The 18,172-nt window shown below is 52.9% G+C and carries 15 protein-coding genes and 1 riboswitch; of the genes, 2 read left to right on the top strand and 13 right to left on the bottom strand.

The features are described from left to right. Window positions 1-85: 85 nt before the first annotated feature. From EDM59_RS25260 to EDM59_RS25220, 9 genes are all read right to left on the bottom strand, one after another. Complete coding sequence (locus EDM59_RS25260; RefSeq protein ID WP_122926155.1) at window positions 86-556, bottom strand: hypothetical protein; 471 nt, start codon at window positions 554-556, stop codon at window positions 86-88. Between the two features lie 267 nt (window positions 557-823). Next, window positions 824-2,002: a pyridoxal phosphate-dependent aminotransferase gene (locus EDM59_RS25255; RefSeq protein WP_122926154.1), complete on the bottom strand. Its 1,179-nt coding sequence runs from the start codon at window positions 2,000-2,002 to the stop codon at window positions 824-826. 114 nt (window positions 2,003-2,116) lie between these two features. Continuing rightward, window positions 2,117-2,234: riboswitch (SAM riboswitch) on the bottom strand. Window positions 2,235-2,293: 59 nt separating this feature from the next. Next, entirely contained in the window at window positions 2,294-3,526 is a 1,233-nt protein-coding gene (locus EDM59_RS25250; protein ID WP_122926153.1) for an efflux RND transporter periplasmic adaptor subunit, read from the bottom strand. Window positions 3,527-3,582: 56 nt separating this feature from the next. Continuing rightward, window positions 3,583-6,717, bottom strand: a complete 3,135-nt coding sequence (locus EDM59_RS25245; protein WP_122926151.1) for an efflux RND transporter permease subunit — start codon at window positions 6,715-6,717, stop codon at window positions 3,583-3,585. Then, window positions 6,714-7,175, bottom strand: a complete 462-nt coding sequence (locus EDM59_RS25240) for a MarR family winged helix-turn-helix transcriptional regulator (protein ID WP_246011235.1) — start codon at window positions 7,173-7,175, stop codon at window positions 6,714-6,716. Before EDM59_RS25240 ends, EDM59_RS25245 begins: the two co-directional genes overlap by 4 nt. A 158-nt stretch (window positions 7,176-7,333) precedes the next feature. Continuing rightward, complete coding sequence (locus EDM59_RS25235) at window positions 7,334-8,233, bottom strand: DMT family transporter (protein WP_122926150.1); 900 nt, start codon at window positions 8,231-8,233, stop codon at window positions 7,334-7,336. A gap of 135 nt (window positions 8,234-8,368) precedes the next feature. After that, window positions 8,369-9,634, bottom strand: coding sequence for an MFS transporter (locus EDM59_RS25230; RefSeq protein WP_122926148.1), 1,266 nt, complete (start codon window positions 9,632-9,634; stop codon window positions 8,369-8,371). 3 nt (window positions 9,635-9,637) lie between these two features. Further along, window positions 9,638-10,120: a cyclic pyranopterin monophosphate synthase MoaC gene (moaC, locus tag EDM59_RS25225; protein WP_122926147.1), complete on the bottom strand. Its 483-nt coding sequence runs from the start codon at window positions 10,118-10,120 to the stop codon at window positions 9,638-9,640. Window positions 10,121-10,261: 141 nt separating this feature from the next. Continuing rightward, window positions 10,262-11,065: a hypothetical protein gene (locus EDM59_RS25220; RefSeq protein WP_122926145.1), complete on the bottom strand. Its 804-nt coding sequence runs from the start codon at window positions 11,063-11,065 to the stop codon at window positions 10,262-10,264. A gap of 210 nt (window positions 11,066-11,275) precedes the next feature. Between EDM59_RS25220 and EDM59_RS25215 the strand changes: the two genes are divergently transcribed. Both EDM59_RS25215 and EDM59_RS25210 read left to right on the top strand, forming a co-directional pair. After that, a complete protein-coding gene (locus EDM59_RS25215) occupies window positions 11,276-11,980 on the top strand; it encodes a molybdenum cofactor biosynthesis protein (RefSeq protein ID WP_122926143.1) in 705 nt (234 codons plus the stop codon). A 4-nt stretch (window positions 11,981-11,984) separates the two neighbouring features. Then, complete coding sequence (locus EDM59_RS25210) at window positions 11,985-13,010, top strand: ThiF family adenylyltransferase (protein ID WP_122926142.1); 1,026 nt, start codon at window positions 11,985-11,987, stop codon at window positions 13,008-13,010. A gap of 68 nt (window positions 13,011-13,078) precedes the next feature. On the opposite strand, the gene EDM59_RS25205 is transcribed toward EDM59_RS25210, so the two are convergent. The 4 genes from EDM59_RS25205 to EDM59_RS25190 are packed head-to-tail and all read right to left on the bottom strand — an operon-like array spanning window position 13,079 to window position 18,000. Next, window positions 13,079-14,146, bottom strand: coding sequence for a sensor histidine kinase (locus EDM59_RS25205; protein WP_122926141.1), 1,068 nt, complete (start codon window positions 14,144-14,146; stop codon window positions 13,079-13,081). Further along, on the bottom strand, window positions 14,143-14,817 hold the full coding sequence (locus tag EDM59_RS25200) for a response regulator transcription factor (RefSeq protein WP_122926140.1): 675 nt from the start codon (window positions 14,815-14,817) through the stop codon (window positions 14,143-14,145). The genes EDM59_RS25205 and EDM59_RS25200 overlap by 4 nt, the downstream gene beginning before the upstream one ends. Window positions 14,818-14,821: 4 nt before the next feature. After that, on the bottom strand, window positions 14,822-16,591 hold the full coding sequence (locus EDM59_RS25195; RefSeq protein ID WP_246011234.1) for an ABC transporter ATP-binding protein: 1,770 nt from the start codon (window positions 16,589-16,591) through the stop codon (window positions 14,822-14,824). Continuing rightward, window positions 16,588-18,000, bottom strand: coding sequence for an MFS transporter (locus EDM59_RS25190; protein WP_183193040.1), 1,413 nt, complete (start codon window positions 17,998-18,000; stop codon window positions 16,588-16,590). The genes EDM59_RS25195 and EDM59_RS25190 overlap by 4 nt, the downstream gene beginning before the upstream one ends. Window positions 18,001-18,172: the final 172 nt, after the last annotated feature.

The following is an 18,172-nucleotide window of genomic DNA, read 5'->3' as shown; positions in this document are numbered from 1 at the left end:
GTAAACGCTTATAAATTCCTATACGTGAATAAAAACCTCTTTCCCAATGAGGAAAGAGGCTGGATATTTATTGTATGTAGCTGTCTTAAGCGATGCGAACTACTTTTGACTTTTCCGCTTGTGGCAGGAAAGACAAGTCTACTTGCGCGTGAGCTTCTTCCAAGCCAACGTCTTGCGCGAGCAGCAGCGCTTCTTCCTGGAAGGTCAAGGTACAGCTTCCTTCGTTCAATTCACAAAGCCGTTTCAAACGCTTCAAGCGATCCGCCTTTTTCTCCGCTCGCATGCAGTCATTGCGCAATTCGCTGACGTTTACGTGGCGTGCATCCGCGATCATGCTGACGTCGTCTACATGGACGATCAGCCGCTGTCCTTCTTCTGTAACAAAACCGATCGAGCAAAAATGCGCACCTGACATTTCCAATCGAGTGAGAACGGCATTGGCATATACCTCTCCCGTACGCAGACGGATTGAGCTTGCTTCAATGGCCCCGCCTATCTTACGCTCGTTGGCGATCACCGTATACATATCCGTGTAACCGTTAATCTGATAGCGCATAGTACCCTCCTGCTTTGCCAATTGTTGTTGTTGAGACTAATTATCATTAACAGTATTCATCGTATAATGAAAATCATTATCTGTCAATGCTGAGAATGATTTTTATTGAGAATGACAAACTCTTTTTTAAAATGCCCATTCTCATCCACCTTATTCTTCCTCCCTTCGGCAAGCGATGGGCATATACCCGAAATGAGTCCACAGAAAAAAAGACCGTCATCTCTGAGCTGCTCTTTCTCAGGGATAACGGTCTTTCTCACTTTTCATTTAGGCTTTGGCAAAAATACCGAGCTGCTCGATTCGACGTACAGCCTCTGCCAATCGTGCCTCATCCGATAGAAGTGCCGCGCGGACGTAGCCTTCGCCGGTCGGTCCGAAGCCATTTCCTGGCGCCACGACGACATGGGCTTTTTCCAGCAGCAAATCGGAGAACTCGACGGAAGTAAAACCACTCGGAACCGGCAGCCAGGCAAAGAACGAGCCTTGCGAAGGCTGAGCCTGCCACCCGATGCGGTGCAGGTTGGAGAACAGCGCGTTGCGGCGGCCCTCATAAACCGCTACGAGATCGCGCACGCATTGCTGCGACTCTGTCATCGCTTTGGCAGCGGCCATCTGCACAGCACCGAACAAACTGACGAAATAATGGTCCTGAATCAGATTGATCAGACGCACCAGCTCGCGGTTTCCGACCATCGCACCGACGCGCCAGCCTGCCATGTTGTAGGTTTTGGACAGCGTATAAAACTCCACGCCGACCTCCTTAGCACCCGGTACTTGCATGAAGCTCACCGGCTTTTTCCCGTCGTAGCTGATCGCGCCGTACGCGAAGTCGTGACATACGACGATCTCGTTTTTGCGGGCAAAACGAATTGTCTCTTCGTAAAACTCAAACGGAGCGTTTACCGCTGTCGGGTTGTTTGGATAGTTGAGGAACATCAGCTTCGCGCGGTCCAAATCCTCCTGAGGAATCTGGCCGTAATCCGGCAAGAACTGATTTTCAGCGCGCAGTGGCATCATGACCATGCGTCCATCTACCACCGCCACGCCAGACCAGTAGTCCGGGTAGCCTGGATCCGGCACCAGAGCCACGTCCCCTTTGTTCATCAAGACCTGACAGATCTCTACCAGTCCTGTTTTGCTTCCGAACAAAATGGCTACTTCTTCTTCGGGATCGAGGTCAACATCGAACTCTTGTTTATACCAGTGAGCGACAGCCTGCTTCAGCTCGAGGCGTCCGCTGAATGGCGGATATTTATGATGCAGCGGGAGTGCAGCGGCTGCTTGCAGCTCTTCTACGATATGGGCGGGTGTCGGCAAATCAGGATTGCCCTGGCCGAGGTTGATGACATCATGTCCTGCAGCGATCACTTTGTTTACTTTCGCTACGAGTGTGGCAAAAAACTGTGTCGGCAGGCGATCGATCATGTCGGAGGGTTGGATACGCATCTTTCTTCATTTTCCTTTCTGTCGGGTAATGCTGGGAATGTTAGAAAACTTGGCTCCGCCAAGCAAAAAATCCCTTTTTCCTCACAGAAAAAGGGATAGATCAGCTTCGTCACGTCCTTATCTGTCAGGAATTCTCCTGCTGGAATTGGCACAGCATCTACTTCCCGCTATGGGTGAGCAGATCCGCTGCCGGGCTTCATAGGGCCAGTCCCTCCACCTCTCTACATAAGTAAAGCACACGGAATATAATGTTTTGAATCTTCTTCATACTACTTGAGCACTACCGGTGTGTCAAGATCCTTGCTGAATTTGCACGGTCGCTCCGTCCTTGAGCAGCGTCTGTCCCCGCACTACGATCTGCTCTCCTTCTTTCACACCCGCGAGAATCTCGACGGCATCACTTGTCTGCACTCCCGTTTTGACCTCTACTTTTTTCGCAGTCAACTGGTCCAGCCGATACACGTATTGTTTCCCGTTTTCCTCAAACACAGCCTTTCGCGAGATCACCAAGGACTGGGCAGATTGCTGCTGACCGAATTGGATGTTGACCACCATATCCGCTTTCAGTCGGTCATCCCGATTGGCGAGGGATATCTCCACAGGATAAGCCCGCAAATCCGGATTCATGACAGGGCTGATTGCCGTTACCGTCCCTTGCAAGCTTTGCCCGGTTGCCGTGAGCGAGACATGGACGAGGTCCCCTGTCTTGACCGTCGCCATGTCTTTTTCCGATAGATTGGTCTTCGCGATCAAAGGATCTGTATCCACGATCGTGACGACAGCAGATTGAGGCGATGCCATCTCTCCTGCAGAGCCGTGCACCTCTGAAATCGTCCCCGAAATAGGGGCGGCAATAACGGCATTCCCCAGCTGCTGACGCGCGTTTTCCAAGGCGACCCGCGCTTGCTCTACGGATGCCTCCGTGACTGCCACACCTGTTTTTTGCTTCGCGGTCGCGAGCGTCTGCTTGGCGGTATCATACGCGCTCTGTTCGTTCACCAAGACGGCTTTGGCCTGCTCCAGCTGCTGGGCAGATACCGCCCCCTGGTTGAACAGAGCCGCGAGCCGCTCATAGTCTCGTTTTGCATCGTTTCGTGCCTGTTGCGCCGAAATGAGACCGCTTTGGGCCTGCTGCAGGCTTTGCGCCGTGTTGGTCTTGCTTTGCTGCAAGGATGCCGCCGCCAGCTCATAGCTCGCCTGCGCTTCCTTCACCGCGTTTGCTAGATCCGTCTGATCCATCGTGAACAAAACAGCTCCTTTTTGTACCTGCTGCCCCAGCTTTACATGGACCATGCTGATTTTTCCGTTCGCTTTTGGCGTGACTTCGACTGTCTCGCTCGGTGCCAGCTTTCCGGTTACCCCTGCGCTTGCTCCTACACTCCCTCGCTTGACGGTGTCGATCTGGACAGGGACGACCTTGGCCTCTTCCTGCTGAGGTGTCACCTGTGCCTCCTGGCTGCTACAGCCTCCGATGGCTACCGCAAAAGCCAGCAGCAGTCCGATTGTTGCCGCGCTTCTTTTCATTTTCTATCCTCCCTCTAGCAGGCGAGCCGCCTCGTGTCCGCCTGCTCTCTCCCGCATCATACTTCGGTACGAAGCTCGCTGCCTTTGGCTTTCTTCTGTCTACGCTTGCGATTTTTCAGCTTGCTGACCAGGTCGTCAAACCAGGTATAGATTACCGGGATGAGTACCAGCGTGATCATGGTCGAGAAAGAAAGGCCGAAGATCACCACAATCGCCATCGGTGCCTGCGACTCGTTGCCCTCGCCTCCCCCAAAAGCAAGTGGAGTAATCGCCAGAATCGTGGCGAGCGTAGTCATTAAAATGGGACGCAGCCGCAGAGGGCCTGCAGCGAGTATCGCGTCGTTGCGCTCCACGCCTTTTTTCCGCAGCTGATTGACGTAATCAATGAGCACGATGGCGTTGTTGACGACGATTCCGATCAAGAGAATGTAGCCGATGAGCGCAGGTACGCTGAGCGGCTTACCGGTCACGAGCAGCCCGACTACGACACCGATGAAGGTCGGTGGAATCGAAAACATGATGATAAACGGTGTGAACAGCGATTCAAACTGGCTGGCCATAACCATGTAGACGAGGGCGATGGACAGGATGATCGCAAGTCCGAGACTGCCAAACGACTCCATCATTTCCTTGCTCTGTCCGCCAAACTCGATGCTGTAGCCATCCGGCAAAGTCAACGCGTTCAGACGGGCTTGAATATCCGAGGAAACGGAGTTCAAATCACGCCCGACGAATTCTCCGGAGATTTTCACTTCGCGCGTCTGGTTGGAGCGGGCAATCACCTGGGGCACTTCCTGGTTGACGATATCTGCGACAGAGGATAACGCGATCTGCGCCCCTCCTGATGTCGGGATGCGAAGCTGCTGCAGATAAGTGATGTCGTCCTGGTATTTACGCGGCATCATGACGCGAATATCGATCTGATCATCGCCTGTCTGAAACGTCGTGACGGTCATTCCATCAAAGGCAGTACGCACATTGGACAGCACCTGACTGGTCGTCAGTCCGTACAAGCCTGCCCGCGAGGCATTGACGATCACTTGCAGCTCCTGGCTTTTTTCTTCCATCGAGGAGACAATATTGCGTGTTCCTTCCACCTGCTTCATTTCCCCCGCGACGATTGCACTGATGTCTTCCAAAACAGCGAGATCATCCCCACGAACTGTCACTTCCAGCGGAGCCGTGACGGGTCCCCCTGACTGATCCAGCTCCTTTACCTCGATTTCAGGTCCAGAAATATCGGAGAGCTGTTTGCGCAAAAGCTCCACGACCTGCTCCGTCGTGACAGTACGCTGCTCCTTGGGTACCAGTGACACCTGCAGCTGCGCCCGGTTGCTGGTGGATGTGGCGATAATGGAAGGCCCACCGGACGACCCGATGGAGGTATACAGTTGGTCGAGCTCGGGCAGCTGTTTGATTCGGCCTTCTACTTCTTGCACGACCTTTTCCGTCTCCTTTAGCAGCGTGCCATTCGGCATTTTGATGGAAACAGAGATTTTCCCCTGCTCGAGCTTGGGGATGAATTCCGCTCCGACGGCTCCTGAAAGGAACACGGCACCAACAAACAGCGCAATCGTGGCGGCAAAAACCGTTTTTCGATGTGTAATAGCCCAACCGAGAAACCGGCCATACCGGCGAGCGAGCTTAGAGAAACCGATATGGAACCAAATCAGTGGATTCATGCCCCGATATTTCGCTCGCTCCTGCTCATCCATATGCGGAGTCTTTTTCAGCCAGCGGGCGCTCAGCATCGGAACCAGCGTCAGAGAGGCCAGCAGGGCGGCGATATGCGAGTACACAACCGTCAGGGCAAGCGGGCCAAATAGCTCCGAGGCAAGCCCTTCTACAAAAACGATGGGAGCAAAAACAGAGATTTGAGCGAGGGCAGATGCCATGACAGCGGTCCCGACTTCCTTGGAGCCGAGTCGTGCCGCTTCCATCATGCTTTTGCCTTGCTCGCGATAGCGAAAGATGTTTTCGAGGATAACGACCGCAAAGTCAACGAGAGAGCCGAGTCCGAGCGTCAAGCCCGACAGCGAAATGAGGTTGATCGTCTGACCGGTAAAATACATCAGACAGAATGTGGCGATTACGGAGATGGGCAAAACGATCGCAATGATAATCATCGATCGGAAGCTGCCGAGGAACAGGAGCAAGACGAGGATGGAAAACAGACCGCCGATCAGCGCATGCTCGCCAACGGTGTAGATAGAATCCTTGATAAATTGGGAAGAATCGAGAATCATCGTGATTTTGACGTTTTTGGGCAAGACGTTTTCCAGCTGCTTGAGCTCTGCTTTCACTTCGTCTGCCACTTCAATGGTGTTTCCCCCAGACGCCTTGGTTACACTCAAGCCCACACTCGTCTGACCGTCCAAGTACGTTTTTTGGGTGATTTCCTTGTATGTATCCGAAATGGTCGCGAGGTTCTTCAGAGCGATGGTTCCACCGGGCAGCCGGATGGGCGTTTCTCCGATCTCCTGGACATTGCTGTACTCTCCATCGACCCGGATCGCCAGCTTCGTGTCTCCTTCCCGTATGCTGCCCGAGGTACCCGAGAGATTCGTCGCCTGCAAGGCTTGCTGCACCTGCTCGATTCCGATTCCGTATGCCGCGATGCGGTCCGGATCAAGCACGACTTCGATAACCTGGTCTTCCCCGCCAGATACACCTACTGAGGCAATCCCGTCGATGCGCTCCAATCTCGGCTTGATGACTTCCTCCGCCAAGGTTTTGAGCTTAGCGATGTCGCTCTCCCCGGTGACAGACAAGGTCATGATTGGCTCGCTATTCGGATCGATCTTGATAATTCGCGGGGCGTTTGCGTTGTCAGGCAGTCTGCCGCGCACCTGATCTACTTTGTCCCTCATGTTCAAGGTCGCCTGATCCATGTCTGTTCCCCAGTTGAACTGCAGGATAACCTGAGAAGCTCCTTCTGCCGAGTTGGACATGATCTTGTCGACGTTGGCGACGGTTCCGAGCCCCTCCTCGATCGGCTTGGTCACCAGCTTTTCCACCTCGGCGGGTGTGCTGCCTTCCACCGTCGTGACAACGACCGCTACCGGCAAGTTCAATTCCGGATATAGCTCGACAGCCAGCTTGGGCAGGGAAACAAAGCCAAAGATGAGCAAGGCTAGCGCCATCATGAAAATGGTGACGGGGCGTTGAATGGAAAAACGTGACAGATTCATCTCGCATCACTCCCTCCCTTTTTCGGAAACGATTGTTGCCGCACTTCGAGATGCCTGGTCAAAAGCGCCAAGGACTCACTGGCCCTCTCCACTTCAGACGCCTCCATCGAGGAGAAAAGCTCGGGGAAGTACTCGCCTCGCATGAACGGAATCCGGTTCTGGATCGCCTCGACGGAACCGACCAGCTCGACCCACACCATCCGTCTGTCCTGATGGTCCCGGGTACGCTCCACAAAACCGTTCCGCTCCAAACGGTCGACGATTCCGGATACGGTGCTGTAGGAAAGGTCAATCATCCGGCTGATCTCCCCGATCGTCCTTCTGCCCTGCATGACCGGCCCCAGCACAAACATCTGCGGTACGGTCATCCCGCATGCAGCAAGCTCTTGCGCAATCACATCCAGATAGACCTTGTTGAGCCTTGTCAGACGCATTGCCATCCGCTTCTTGTCGTCCACAGCAAGCACCCCAAACTATTTCGCTTTACGAAATGATTATGTCACGCTTCGATATTTCGCATCAAGAAATATTCACTTTGAAAAACGAAGCAAGTTTCGACACCAAAAATGGTTAACAAAAAAGCAGGCTACCCTCTTCCCTGTAGCCTGCTTCCTCACTAAACTTCCACGGTCACTTTCGTTTTCGGCTTCACCTTCCTGCCCGTCAAAAACACCCCGCCGACAATGAAGAGCATCCCGGCAAGCAGATTCCACGTAATCTGTTCACCTAGCAATGTATAGCCCCAGATAAACGCTGTGATCGGAACGAGATACGTTACGAGTGACGCGATTTCTGGACCGCCTTTTTGCACCAGATAGTAAAAGAGGATATACGCGACGCCAGAGCCAAACACGCCGAGCCCCAGCAAGGCCGCGACTGTCCCCCCCGAGCTAAACGCAGAGATAGGGAGTGACTCCGTTGCCAGCGAGACTCCACCTGCTCCGATCATCGAGGTGAGCAGTGTCCCGAACGTAATCTGGTACATCGATAGATTGCCGGGCAAACGCTTCGACAGCTGTCCACCAAATGCGTAGCAGCAAGTAGCCGCAAGCATGCAAAGAAAACCGATCACATCCACGGACACCAAGGAAACCGGATTGACATCGAGCAAGACAATAATGCCACAAAAAGCGATGAGCATGCCGATCCAATGCATGCGATGGGATGCAAACTTGAAAAAGAGGATGCCTACCGCCAGGGTCCATATGGGGGTCGCTGCATTTAGCACCGATGCCATCGTGCTCGTCAAACGAGTTTCACTGAAGGCAATCAGCGACCACGGGATCGCCGTATTGACCAAGGCCATGATGATCATCGGCCCCCAGGCAATTTGTTTGAAACCAATTGGCTTTTTCAAACTCACCATGATCAAGATAATCGTCACCAGGCCGAGAGCAGAACGCAGGAAAGCAATCGTCGCGGGACCAAAGTCATGCAGCAGGATCTTCATAAAGTAGAACGAACCACCCCAAATGAGACTGAGGATCGTGAGTACCAGAAATAACGACCGAGACAAGAGGATCCCTTCCTTCTGTAATTTAGGCTCTCGCTTTGCGCTCCTGCCTGTATTCTAGCAAGCTATTGATTCTCCCGCTATCGAAGTATGCCAGTTACCAACAAACGAAAAGAAAGACGCACGAGGCGCCCTCCTTTATTTTTCTATGGTTGTCGCAACCACGCTGCGCTTGCTGCGTTTTTGAAACGAGCTGTGCAGAACAAAGAAGGCGACAGACATCAGGGAGAGTCCGGCCATAATGTAGAGCAAGCCCTGTGCCTCAAACGTCTGGAAAATAAAAGCCCCGAGCAGCGGCCCCAGCATCCGGCCAGCAGAGCCGGTACCCGATACCAGCCCCTGGATGAAGCCCTCCTGCCCTTCCGGTGTAAACTCGGCAGCCACGGTCGGAACAGCCGGCCAAACGAGCATTTCCCCGATGGTCATGACAAACATGGCGACGAAGAAGCCTGCATACGCCGTCGTTTGGGACAAAATCAGCATCGACAAGGCGAAAACGTAGGTTCCCAGCAGCATCTGTGCCTTGAGCGTCTTGGCAAAATGCCTGATGACCCATGAGATAAGCGGCTGTCCAAACAAAATCAAGGCTCCGTTCAGCGTCCACAGCAGGCTGTACTGTCGCAAGGTAATCCCCAGTGACTGCATGTAGGTAGAGAGTACCGTCGTCCACTGCACATAAACGATCCAGCTGATCAAAAGCCCGGCGCATAACAGGATCAACGCGCCCCACACTACTTTTTTCGGGGATGTGGAGATAGCCGCCTTCTTTTCGCTCTCTTTCTTTACAGCAGAAGTAGCGGCTTGCTCAGCTGCTCCTGTCTGCCCCTCCGCGATCGCTTTCAAATGACGAGGTAAAATAAAGACAAACATAGCAAAAACAACGATTTGAGCGATAGCGTTTCCAAAAAAGGTCCAAGCAAACGACACGCTAGCCAAAACTCCCCCCAGGGCGGAGCCGGCCGCGACGCCTGCATTGAGGGCAACGTAAATCATGTTGATGGCTTTTCGTCCCCCCTGCGGCCACATGACAACGGCCAGCGCATTCATCACAGGGGACAAGGTACCGTAAAACAATCCGTTCAGAAGCAAAAGAATCGTATAGATCGTGAAATCAGTCGTGAAACCGAGACAGATCGATATGACGATGATCCCGATGGAGGACAGAATGATCGTCTTCATCTTCCCCCAGCGGTCAAAGAGCATGCCGCCAGCCAGACTCCCCACCAAAAATGCTCCCTGGTTCAGCATCAGCAAAAAGCCGGCTACGGTCAGCGGCTTTCCTAAATAATCGTGTATATAGATGGTGACCAGAGGCCAAATACAAGCCATACCTGTAGAAAAAATGATGGCAGCTACCGCCAGAAGACGGATGCTGCTCGGATAGGAATTCCAAGTCTGTCTCATTCGTTAGTTCTCTCCCCGCCGGAAGTCCCCACTTTTGCCACCTGTTTTTAAAAGAAGGCTGGTCGGTCCGATGACCATGCCCTTGTCCATCGCCTTGCACATGTCGTACACCGTCAGGGCAGCCGCACTTACTGCGGTCAAAGCTTCCATCTCCACCCCGGTTTTTCCTGTTGTTTTGACAGACGCTTCAATCTCGATGGTCTCCTCATCTGTAAACGTAAAGCGAATATCGATCCCCGTCAGCGGCAACGGGTGGCACATCGGGATGATATCCCATGTTTTTTTGGCTGCCATGACGCCCGCCACCTGAGCCACAGCCAATACATCCCCCTTTTCTACACGCCCTTCGCGGATACGCGCCAATGTTTCCGGCTTCATCGTTATTTTGCTTTGCGCTACCGCTTCTCGTTTGGTGATATTTTTTTCCGAGACATCTACCATGCGGGCACGATTTTGCTCATTAAAATGAGTCAGCTGATCGCTCATATTCTTCCTCCAAAAATAAGCGAAAATCAGAACTTCTCCCGATTTTCGCCCCATTCGCTCAAAATATCTCTTACTTCTCTACCTTACTCTGGCTTCCGAATAAAAGCAATCACTATGTAAAGGGATACAAGTTCTAAATCTTTACCAACCGGAAAGCTCCGAGAGCAGAACGCCTTTTTTGGTAACAGGGCTATTCCGGTTAGTCTGAAAACCTTGCTTAGTTCGTATTTGCTGATCGTGAAAGGAAAAGGAAAAAATCCGTTCAAAGTCGGCTTGTAGGGCAAAATAGACCACCCCTTCTTCGGGAACGCTTATGAGGGATAGCTGTGTCGGAAAATCCCCTCGCAGCTGTGCCGTCTCCTGCAAGACCGAGAAACCGGCTTCCACCCCAACTTTTCCTTGTGCCGACGCGAGCCGCTCGTTCGCTAGTTGAAAACGCTCCACACCATAAGCGCCGTCCGCTGCTGCTCCGCTCACCTTTGCTTCCGTTAGCGAGAAGTTCGTTTGCACGACGAATTTTACATCCTCGGAATCGAGCTGAAGCGGCTTTCTTCCTGGCTCGACGATGCAGGCACGCCTTTCCCCGTTTGCGATCAAGCTATGGACGCTGTGCCCTGGAACATTCACGATGGCATGATCGCTTGCGAAAGCAGGTACATCCTCTGGAGCTAGCTTCTCACTCAGCACATCGTCAAAAAGCTTCATTATATGGACGCAATTCTTTCCGCGTCGGTAAGCCCCTGCCGCGTTTTCTTCGACCATGTGCAAATTCATGAAAGTCCCGCTCTTGTTGATGCCCAATGCAGGAAAAAACGCGGCTCCCTCCTGCTGCATGACGAGAAGCTGACTGTCCTTTTGATAAACCAGTTTGATAGCCCGATCGGAAATGTCGAAATTCATCCCGATCAGCGTGCGATCACCGTAGCTGACAAAGCTCGTACACATCTCTTCCCCAACCCTTCCTTAATTGTGTCTCCTCTCTTACCACTATACCAATCTGGAAATTATTTTCAATCATTCCAAAATCTACCCATCCGAAAATTCTGGCAAGTATATTCCCGAACCCCTTCGAAGATTGGCATCTTGTCCGTATTGTGATATCGTCAAGCCATAAAGAGTCTTTTATTTACTAACGGGAAATGAGGAATCGCCTTGATGACTGTTACGATCTTGCTGTTTGCCGGCCTTGCCGAGCGAGCCAACGAACGTGAAATCCAAATAACCCTTCCTGATCAAGCAACTGTTCGCGATCTACTGGATGCTGTCGCCACCCAGCATGCTGCACTCGCGCCGCTGCTTGGCAGTTGCTTTGTATCGGTCAACCAAGAATACGCTGCACCTGACAGAGTTCTTTTGCAAGAGGATGAAATTGCGCTGCTCCCTCCAGTAAGCGGCGGAGAAGACCCTCGCTTTGCGATTACCGAAGAGCCACTCTCTGCGGACAAGCTCGTGCAGCTCGTCAGCAATCCGCATGCCGGCGCCATCCTTACCTTTGTTGGCACGGTTCGTGAATTTACGAAAGGTCAGCGCACCGTGTACCTCTCCTATGAAGCATACGCGCCGATGGCCGTCAAAAAAATGAAGCAGGTCGCAGCAGAAATCGAGGAACGCTGGCCCGGCACGCAAGTCGCGATGCAGCACCGCGTCGGAAATTTGCAGGTGGAGGAGATCGCCGTTGTCGTAGCGGTCGCCACTGCGCATCGCAACGAATCCTTTGAGGCTGGACGCTATGCCATCGAGCGCCTGAAGCAAATTGTTCCGATCTGGAAAAAGGAAATGTGGGAAGACGGCAGCGAGTGGAAAGGACACCAGCAAGGTCCCTGGGATCCGATCTCGAAGTACGAAGAAGGGGGACAATAAGAACGTGGATACACGCTATTCCCGCCAGATCCTGTTTGCTCCGATCGGGCGCAGCGGACAGGATCAGCTCAGCCAAAGCCGCGTCGCCATCGTCGGGATGGGCGCACTTGGCACGGTGCTTTCCAATCACATGGTTCGCGCCGGAGTAGGCTTCGTCCGTCTTATCGACCGCGACTTTGTGGAACCGAGCAATTTGCAGCGTCAAATGCTGTACGACGAATCCGATGCAGCTGAGCATTTGCCCAAAGCGATTGCTGCCCACGCCAAGCTGTCACGCGTCAACTCGGGAGTGACGATCGAGCCTGTCGTCGCCGATCTGACTGCCTACAACGCCGAGGAGCTGCTCGCAGATGTCGATCTCGTGCTTGATGCGACGGACAATTTTCAGGTTCGCTACCTCGTAAACGACGTGTGTGTAAAGCACGGCATACCTTGGGTGTACGGCGGAGCTGTCAGTGCGACGGGTACCTTTACCGCGATTCGTCCCGGTGAGACCCCTTGTCTGCGCTGCCTGTTTCCAGAAGCACCGAACCCAGGCGAAATGGCGACCTGCGATACGGCAGGCGTCATCGGTCCGATCATTCACATCGTCGCTTCTTATCAGGCGACCGAAGCGTTCAAGATCCTGATCGGCGCGACTGATGCGCTCAATCCAAATCTGGAGCACTTCGAGATCTGGCAAAACCGCCATCAGCAAATCAAGGTTGTAAACGGCCGCCGGGCAGACTGCCCTTGCTGTGGGCAGCGCGACTTCGCTTTCCTCCATCCGGAAACGCAGGATGGACAAGCTGTCTCCTTATGCGGACGCGACACCGTCCAAATCTCTCCTGCCAGCAGCATGTCGATTGATCTGGACGCGCTGGCTGTAAGACTCGCACCGCTTGGCCAAGTGGAGCGCAACAAGTTTTTGCTGCGTTTCCACGCAGAGCCGCACACGCTGGTGGTCTTCCCTGATGGACGGGTACTGGTGCAAGGCACAGATGACATTACCCAGGCACGAACCCTTCACGCCAAATACATCGGAGCCTAATGCTCCAAGCAATCAAACAGGGCGATCGCAAACGTCTTTTCTTGACGTCGCGACCGCCCCTTTCTATCCTATGCGTTTGTTCTGGGTACTGCCGGCAAGGTCACGATGAATGTCGTTCCCTCCCCCAGCTCGCTTTGGACCGTGATCGTCCCTTGATGCAGGTCGATAATTTTTTTCACGATGGACAGCCCCAACCCACTACCTCCACTCGTGCGATTGCGCGATTTGTCCGCCTTGAAAAATCGCTCGAACACGCGTCCCTGATCCTCTTTGGCGATACCGATCCCCGTATCCGTCACGCGCACGAGTACCTCTTCCCCCGCTTCCCGCAGCTGAATCTGCAGCTTGCCCCCACTCGGAGTAAACTTGATGCTGTTGTTGATCAGATTATTCCATACCTGGCTCAGCATCTCTTCATCCGCTACGATTTCCACCTTGTCTAGGATAATGTCCAGCTCCAGCTCCTTTTCCAGCCATTGCGGCTCACACGCCAGAATGATTCTGCGCAGCTGCTGATCCAGACTGTACCTTTTCCGCTCTACCGGATGATGCTTGCCCTCCAGGGAGGTGAGCTTGAGCAAATTCTCACTGATTTTGGACAAACGCGCGCTCTCCGTCTCGATAATCTGCAGGTAATGCTGCCGCTCCTCATGCGTGAGCTTCTCATTTTGCAAGGCTCGTGCAAATCCTCTGATGGATGTCAGAGGGGACTGTATTTCGTGAGACACATTCGAGATAAATTCCTGGCGCAGCTGCTCCATTTCGTTTAGCTGCTCTGCCATATGATTGATCCCGTCCACCAGCTCTCCCCACATATGATCAATTTTCACATCGAGATTGACGCTGAAATCCCCTTTGGCGATTCTGCGCAGGGCGTCGATAACCATTTGAAACAGCTCCCGATGACGCCGGGGAAACAGCTTGGAGATCAGAAACATCGCGAGCAGGAAAAGGAAAAAGCCGAGAATGCCGCTCGTAACGCCGATCGTAAAATCAGAAGCCTGCGGCCACCATTTTGGAAAAAGGGAACGACTGATGGCATACCCCGCTGACCAGCAAGCGATGAGAATAACCGGGAAGGTGATCGAAGCTACGACCTTGAACACAACGTCCTTTTTTACCACAGGTCCACTCATGTACTCACCTCCAGACGATAGCCGAGTCCGCGAATCGTCCGGATGAGAATGCCGTAGCTCTCCGTCGGAAACCGCTCCCGCAGGCGATTGATATGCACATCTACCGTTCGCTCGTTTCCTTCAAAGTCATAGCCCCAAATCTGTTCGATCAGCTGTTCTCTGGAGAGCGTTTTGCCGGAATAGCTGGCTAGCATAAACAATAGCTCAAACTCTTTCAAGGGAATCGTCAGAAGCTTGTCGCCCTGCATCACCTCATAGGTCTGGCGGTTCAGCTGCAAGCCGCCTACCTGCACAATATGGGAGCTCGCGATACGGTATCGCTTCAATAACGCTTTGACTCGAACCACGAGCTCGGCTGGCTCGAACGGCTTGACGAGGTAATCATCTGTTCCCAGCTCGAAGCCTTTGATCTTTTGCGCCGTTTCTCCCTTTGCGGTCAGCATGAGCAACGGAATGTCGTAGAGGCTCCTCAGCTCCCGGCAAAGCTCCCAGCCATCCATATTCGGCATCATGATATCGAGGATGACCAGATCGGCTGGCGTGTCCTCCAGCTTGGACAAGGCTTCCCTTCCATCGGCCGCCTGCATCATTTCGAAGCCCTCCCGCTCCAAAAAGACGCTGACCAATTCCCGGATATGCGGATCGTCATCTACTACCATCAATCTGGTCATCTGCTTACACCCTTTCTTTCACGCGCAGCTGCTGCGCAGCGAATTCCCGATACAGCGCATGGGTTTCATACAGCTCGGCGTGCCGCCCTCTGCCTGTAATCTTTCCTTTTTCCAAAAACAGGATCTGATCCGCATCGACGACAGTTGACAGCCGGTGGGCGATGACCAATGTCGTGCGTCCCTTCATTAAATTCGTGAGAGCCTGCTGTACGACCAGCTCCGATTTGCTGTCCAAACTGGATGTCGCTTCATCCAGCATGAGAATTTGCGGGTCACGGAGTAGGGCACGTGCGATCCCGATCCTCTGCCTTTGCCCCCCAGAGAGCTTGACGCCGCGCTCCCCTACCTGAGTTTCGTAACCATCCGGAAGCTCCTCGATAAACTGGTCGGCGTACGCCATCGCAGCCGCTTGCCTCAGCTCGTCGTCACTGATTTCTCTATCTCTATCCAGCCCGTAGCAGATATTTTCCCAGATCGTCCCGGCGATGAGCGGACTTTCCTGCGATACATACCCGATCTTGCTGCGCCAGGACGCGAGGGTAAAGTCTTGAATCTGTTCCTCTCCCAAGCGGATGCTCCCGCTAACCGGTTGATAATAGCGCTCGAGCAGGGAAAACATCGTCGTCTTCCCGCTGCCGCTTGGTCCGACAATCGCAGTGACCTTGCCTGGAGCAATCGTAAAGCTCACATTCTCCAGGATGGTTTCGCCACTATCGTAGGCAAAGCTCACGTTTTCCACATAGATAGGCAGATTGGCGCTTTTCAGCTCGCGCCCTGATGCATGGTCTTCTTCTTTTGCGTCCAGCGTCTCGATAATTCGCTCGGTTGCACCTATCGCTTTTTGCAGCTGAGTGAAGAACTGGGTGAACTGCCCCATCGGCATCACGATCTGAACGAGGTACAAAATAAAGGCGACCAGCTCTCCTGCCGTCAAGGCCCCAGTCGCTACGCGCATTCCACCATAGCCCATAACGACAACCAGAAGCACCATCAGGACAAAGGAAATCAGCGGTCCGATCATCGCTTGCACGCGGCCTTCTTTCAGCCCGTAGCGGAACAGGTTGTCGATGCCTTTTTTTCCACTTTGGTACTCATGCGGCTCTGCATTCGACGACTTCACCAGACGCACCTCGGAAAGCACCTGATTCATGACGGTTGTAAAGCTGGCTGTCTCATCCTGCAGCCCTTTGGAGATCTTGTACATCTGCCGCCCCAGTGGCATCAGAATAAAGAAGGCGAACGGAACGGCAATCAGCATCACCAACGTCATTTGCCAGTCCAGGTACAGCAGGGTTGCGATCGAACCGACAATCGCGATGATACCGGTAAAGAAGTTGGACAAATGCTCCGTAATCAAGCTTTTGACAACGCCCGTATCGTTGGTCATCCGACTGATCGTATCTCCTGTCCGATGGTTATCGTAATAGGAGACAGGCAGCACCAGCAGCTTTTTCCACAGACGATCACGCAGGGAAGCCACGATGCTTTGGCCGACATGATTGAGCAAATAGATCGAGACTCCCCCAGCGATGGCTTGTGCCACAAAGGCAATCGCCAAAATCACAATTTGGCCGGGACTTATCGATGAAAGGGTAAAGCTGTCCACGAGGTCTTTCGTGAAAAGGGGAATGACCAGACTCACCAATGTAGTGGCGATACTCAAAAACAGGGCAATTCCGACTTTCCACTTAGACGGCTTTGTTTCTTTTATTAAATGAAAGAACGAGCGCCAATTGGCCTTTGTTCCTTCTGCTGGATTCATAGTAGTTTTCATTGCAATGATCTCCTTGCCTGTAAAGATTGTAGTTCTGACGAATCTCCCCTGACCAGTTGCGCTTTCCCCAGAAAAAGGGCAGCCAGCAACGCCATGATGACAAAGAAAAAAACGAGTGTAAAGACTTGTTCCCTTTCGATTCCAAGGGAGTGGTCAGGCTGAACATAAATCAAGAGCCCCCTCAAGCTTACTCCGATGGTACTGCCCATTGAGCGTACTAACCCGAAAAGGGAAGGGAAAGAACCCGAGTGCTGCTTGCTTACGGCGCTCTGCATAGCCGTTTTCAAAACCGGCATGAGCTGGCCCGCTCCCAGTCCTGCTACTATCATATACGTTGCAACCGTCTGTAAAGTTGTTTGCGTGTCGATCATACTCAGCAGACCGAAGCCGACTCCTATGATCAACAGACTGGTCAAGACCATTTGGCGGTAAGTAAAACGGCTCATCAGGCGCCTGCTCACCACATTGCCCACAAAATAGGCGAGCATGTACGGGATAACCATGGCTCCTGCAAGTGCTGGGCTGACACCTTGTACTTCATGCAAAAAGAATGGAACGAATGGGATGGCGCCGAACATGCCCGCGCTGACGAAAAAGGAAACCACACTTGCGCTCGAAACAAGCCGATGGCGAAACAGCGCAAGGGGAAGGATCGGAGCTTTCCCCTGTGATTCCATCCATAAAAACAGTCCGAGAAGGATTCCGCCGAGACCATAAAATCCTGCCAGCATTCCTTCCGTTTGCTTTCCAGCATCACCGAGCACAAGAGCTAGCAAGATTGCGATAACCGATCCGCAAAGCGTGATGGCTCCCGGCCAATCGATTATCAGCTTGTGTTTGTTCCGATTTTCGCGGTATCCGATTGCCAATAAGCAAATGGCTGCGACTCCAAAGGGCAGGCTGACGAAGCAGAGCCAATGCCAGCTAAGCAGCTCCGTCAAAAATCCTCCAAGCGCGGGTCCGAGAATGCTCGCTAGACCGAAGACGGAGACGAGCATGAATTGGGGTTTGTCTCTGCGTTCGGGAGGAAACAGATCGCCCACGATCGCGAGCGCAACAGGCAGCATGGAACCCGCCCCCAAGCCTTGTATGCCGCGAAACACGATCAAATGCGTCATATTGCCTGCCATGCCGCAGAGCGACGATCCGAGAAGGAAGAGCACCATTCCAAGCAAATACGTGCTTTTTCGCCCACATAAATCGGCTAGCTTTCCATAGATAGGCATGCTCGCTGTTGACATCAGCATGTAGATAGACAGAGTCCAGCCAAACAGCGATATGCCGCCCAGCTCCTGCACCGTCGTAGTCATCGCAGTCACTGTAATCGTCTGGTTGAGGGAAGATACGAGCAATCCCAAGAGCAGTCCGAATAAAATCAGCCTGGTGCTCGCTTGTTTACCGATTTCCACCTTTTCCCTCTCCTCCCCAAACGGATCGCCGAATGCCGCTAATCCCTTGCAAAAGAAACAGTAACGGATGAATGTAAACGGAATATAAACGGGATAATACGATAGGCTAGGTTCCCTACTTGAGATCGGTGCCTATTTTTTCTCCCATGATTTTTGTATATAAATGATGAAT

Origin of the sequence: Brevibacillus nitrificans, from assembly GCF_003710965.1 — a bacterium.
Lineage (GTDB): Bacteria > Bacillota > Bacilli > Brevibacillales > Brevibacillaceae > Brevibacillus > Brevibacillus centrosporus.
Note: the sequence above shows the minus strand (reverse complement) of the source record. Positions and strands in the feature narration are given on the sequence as shown.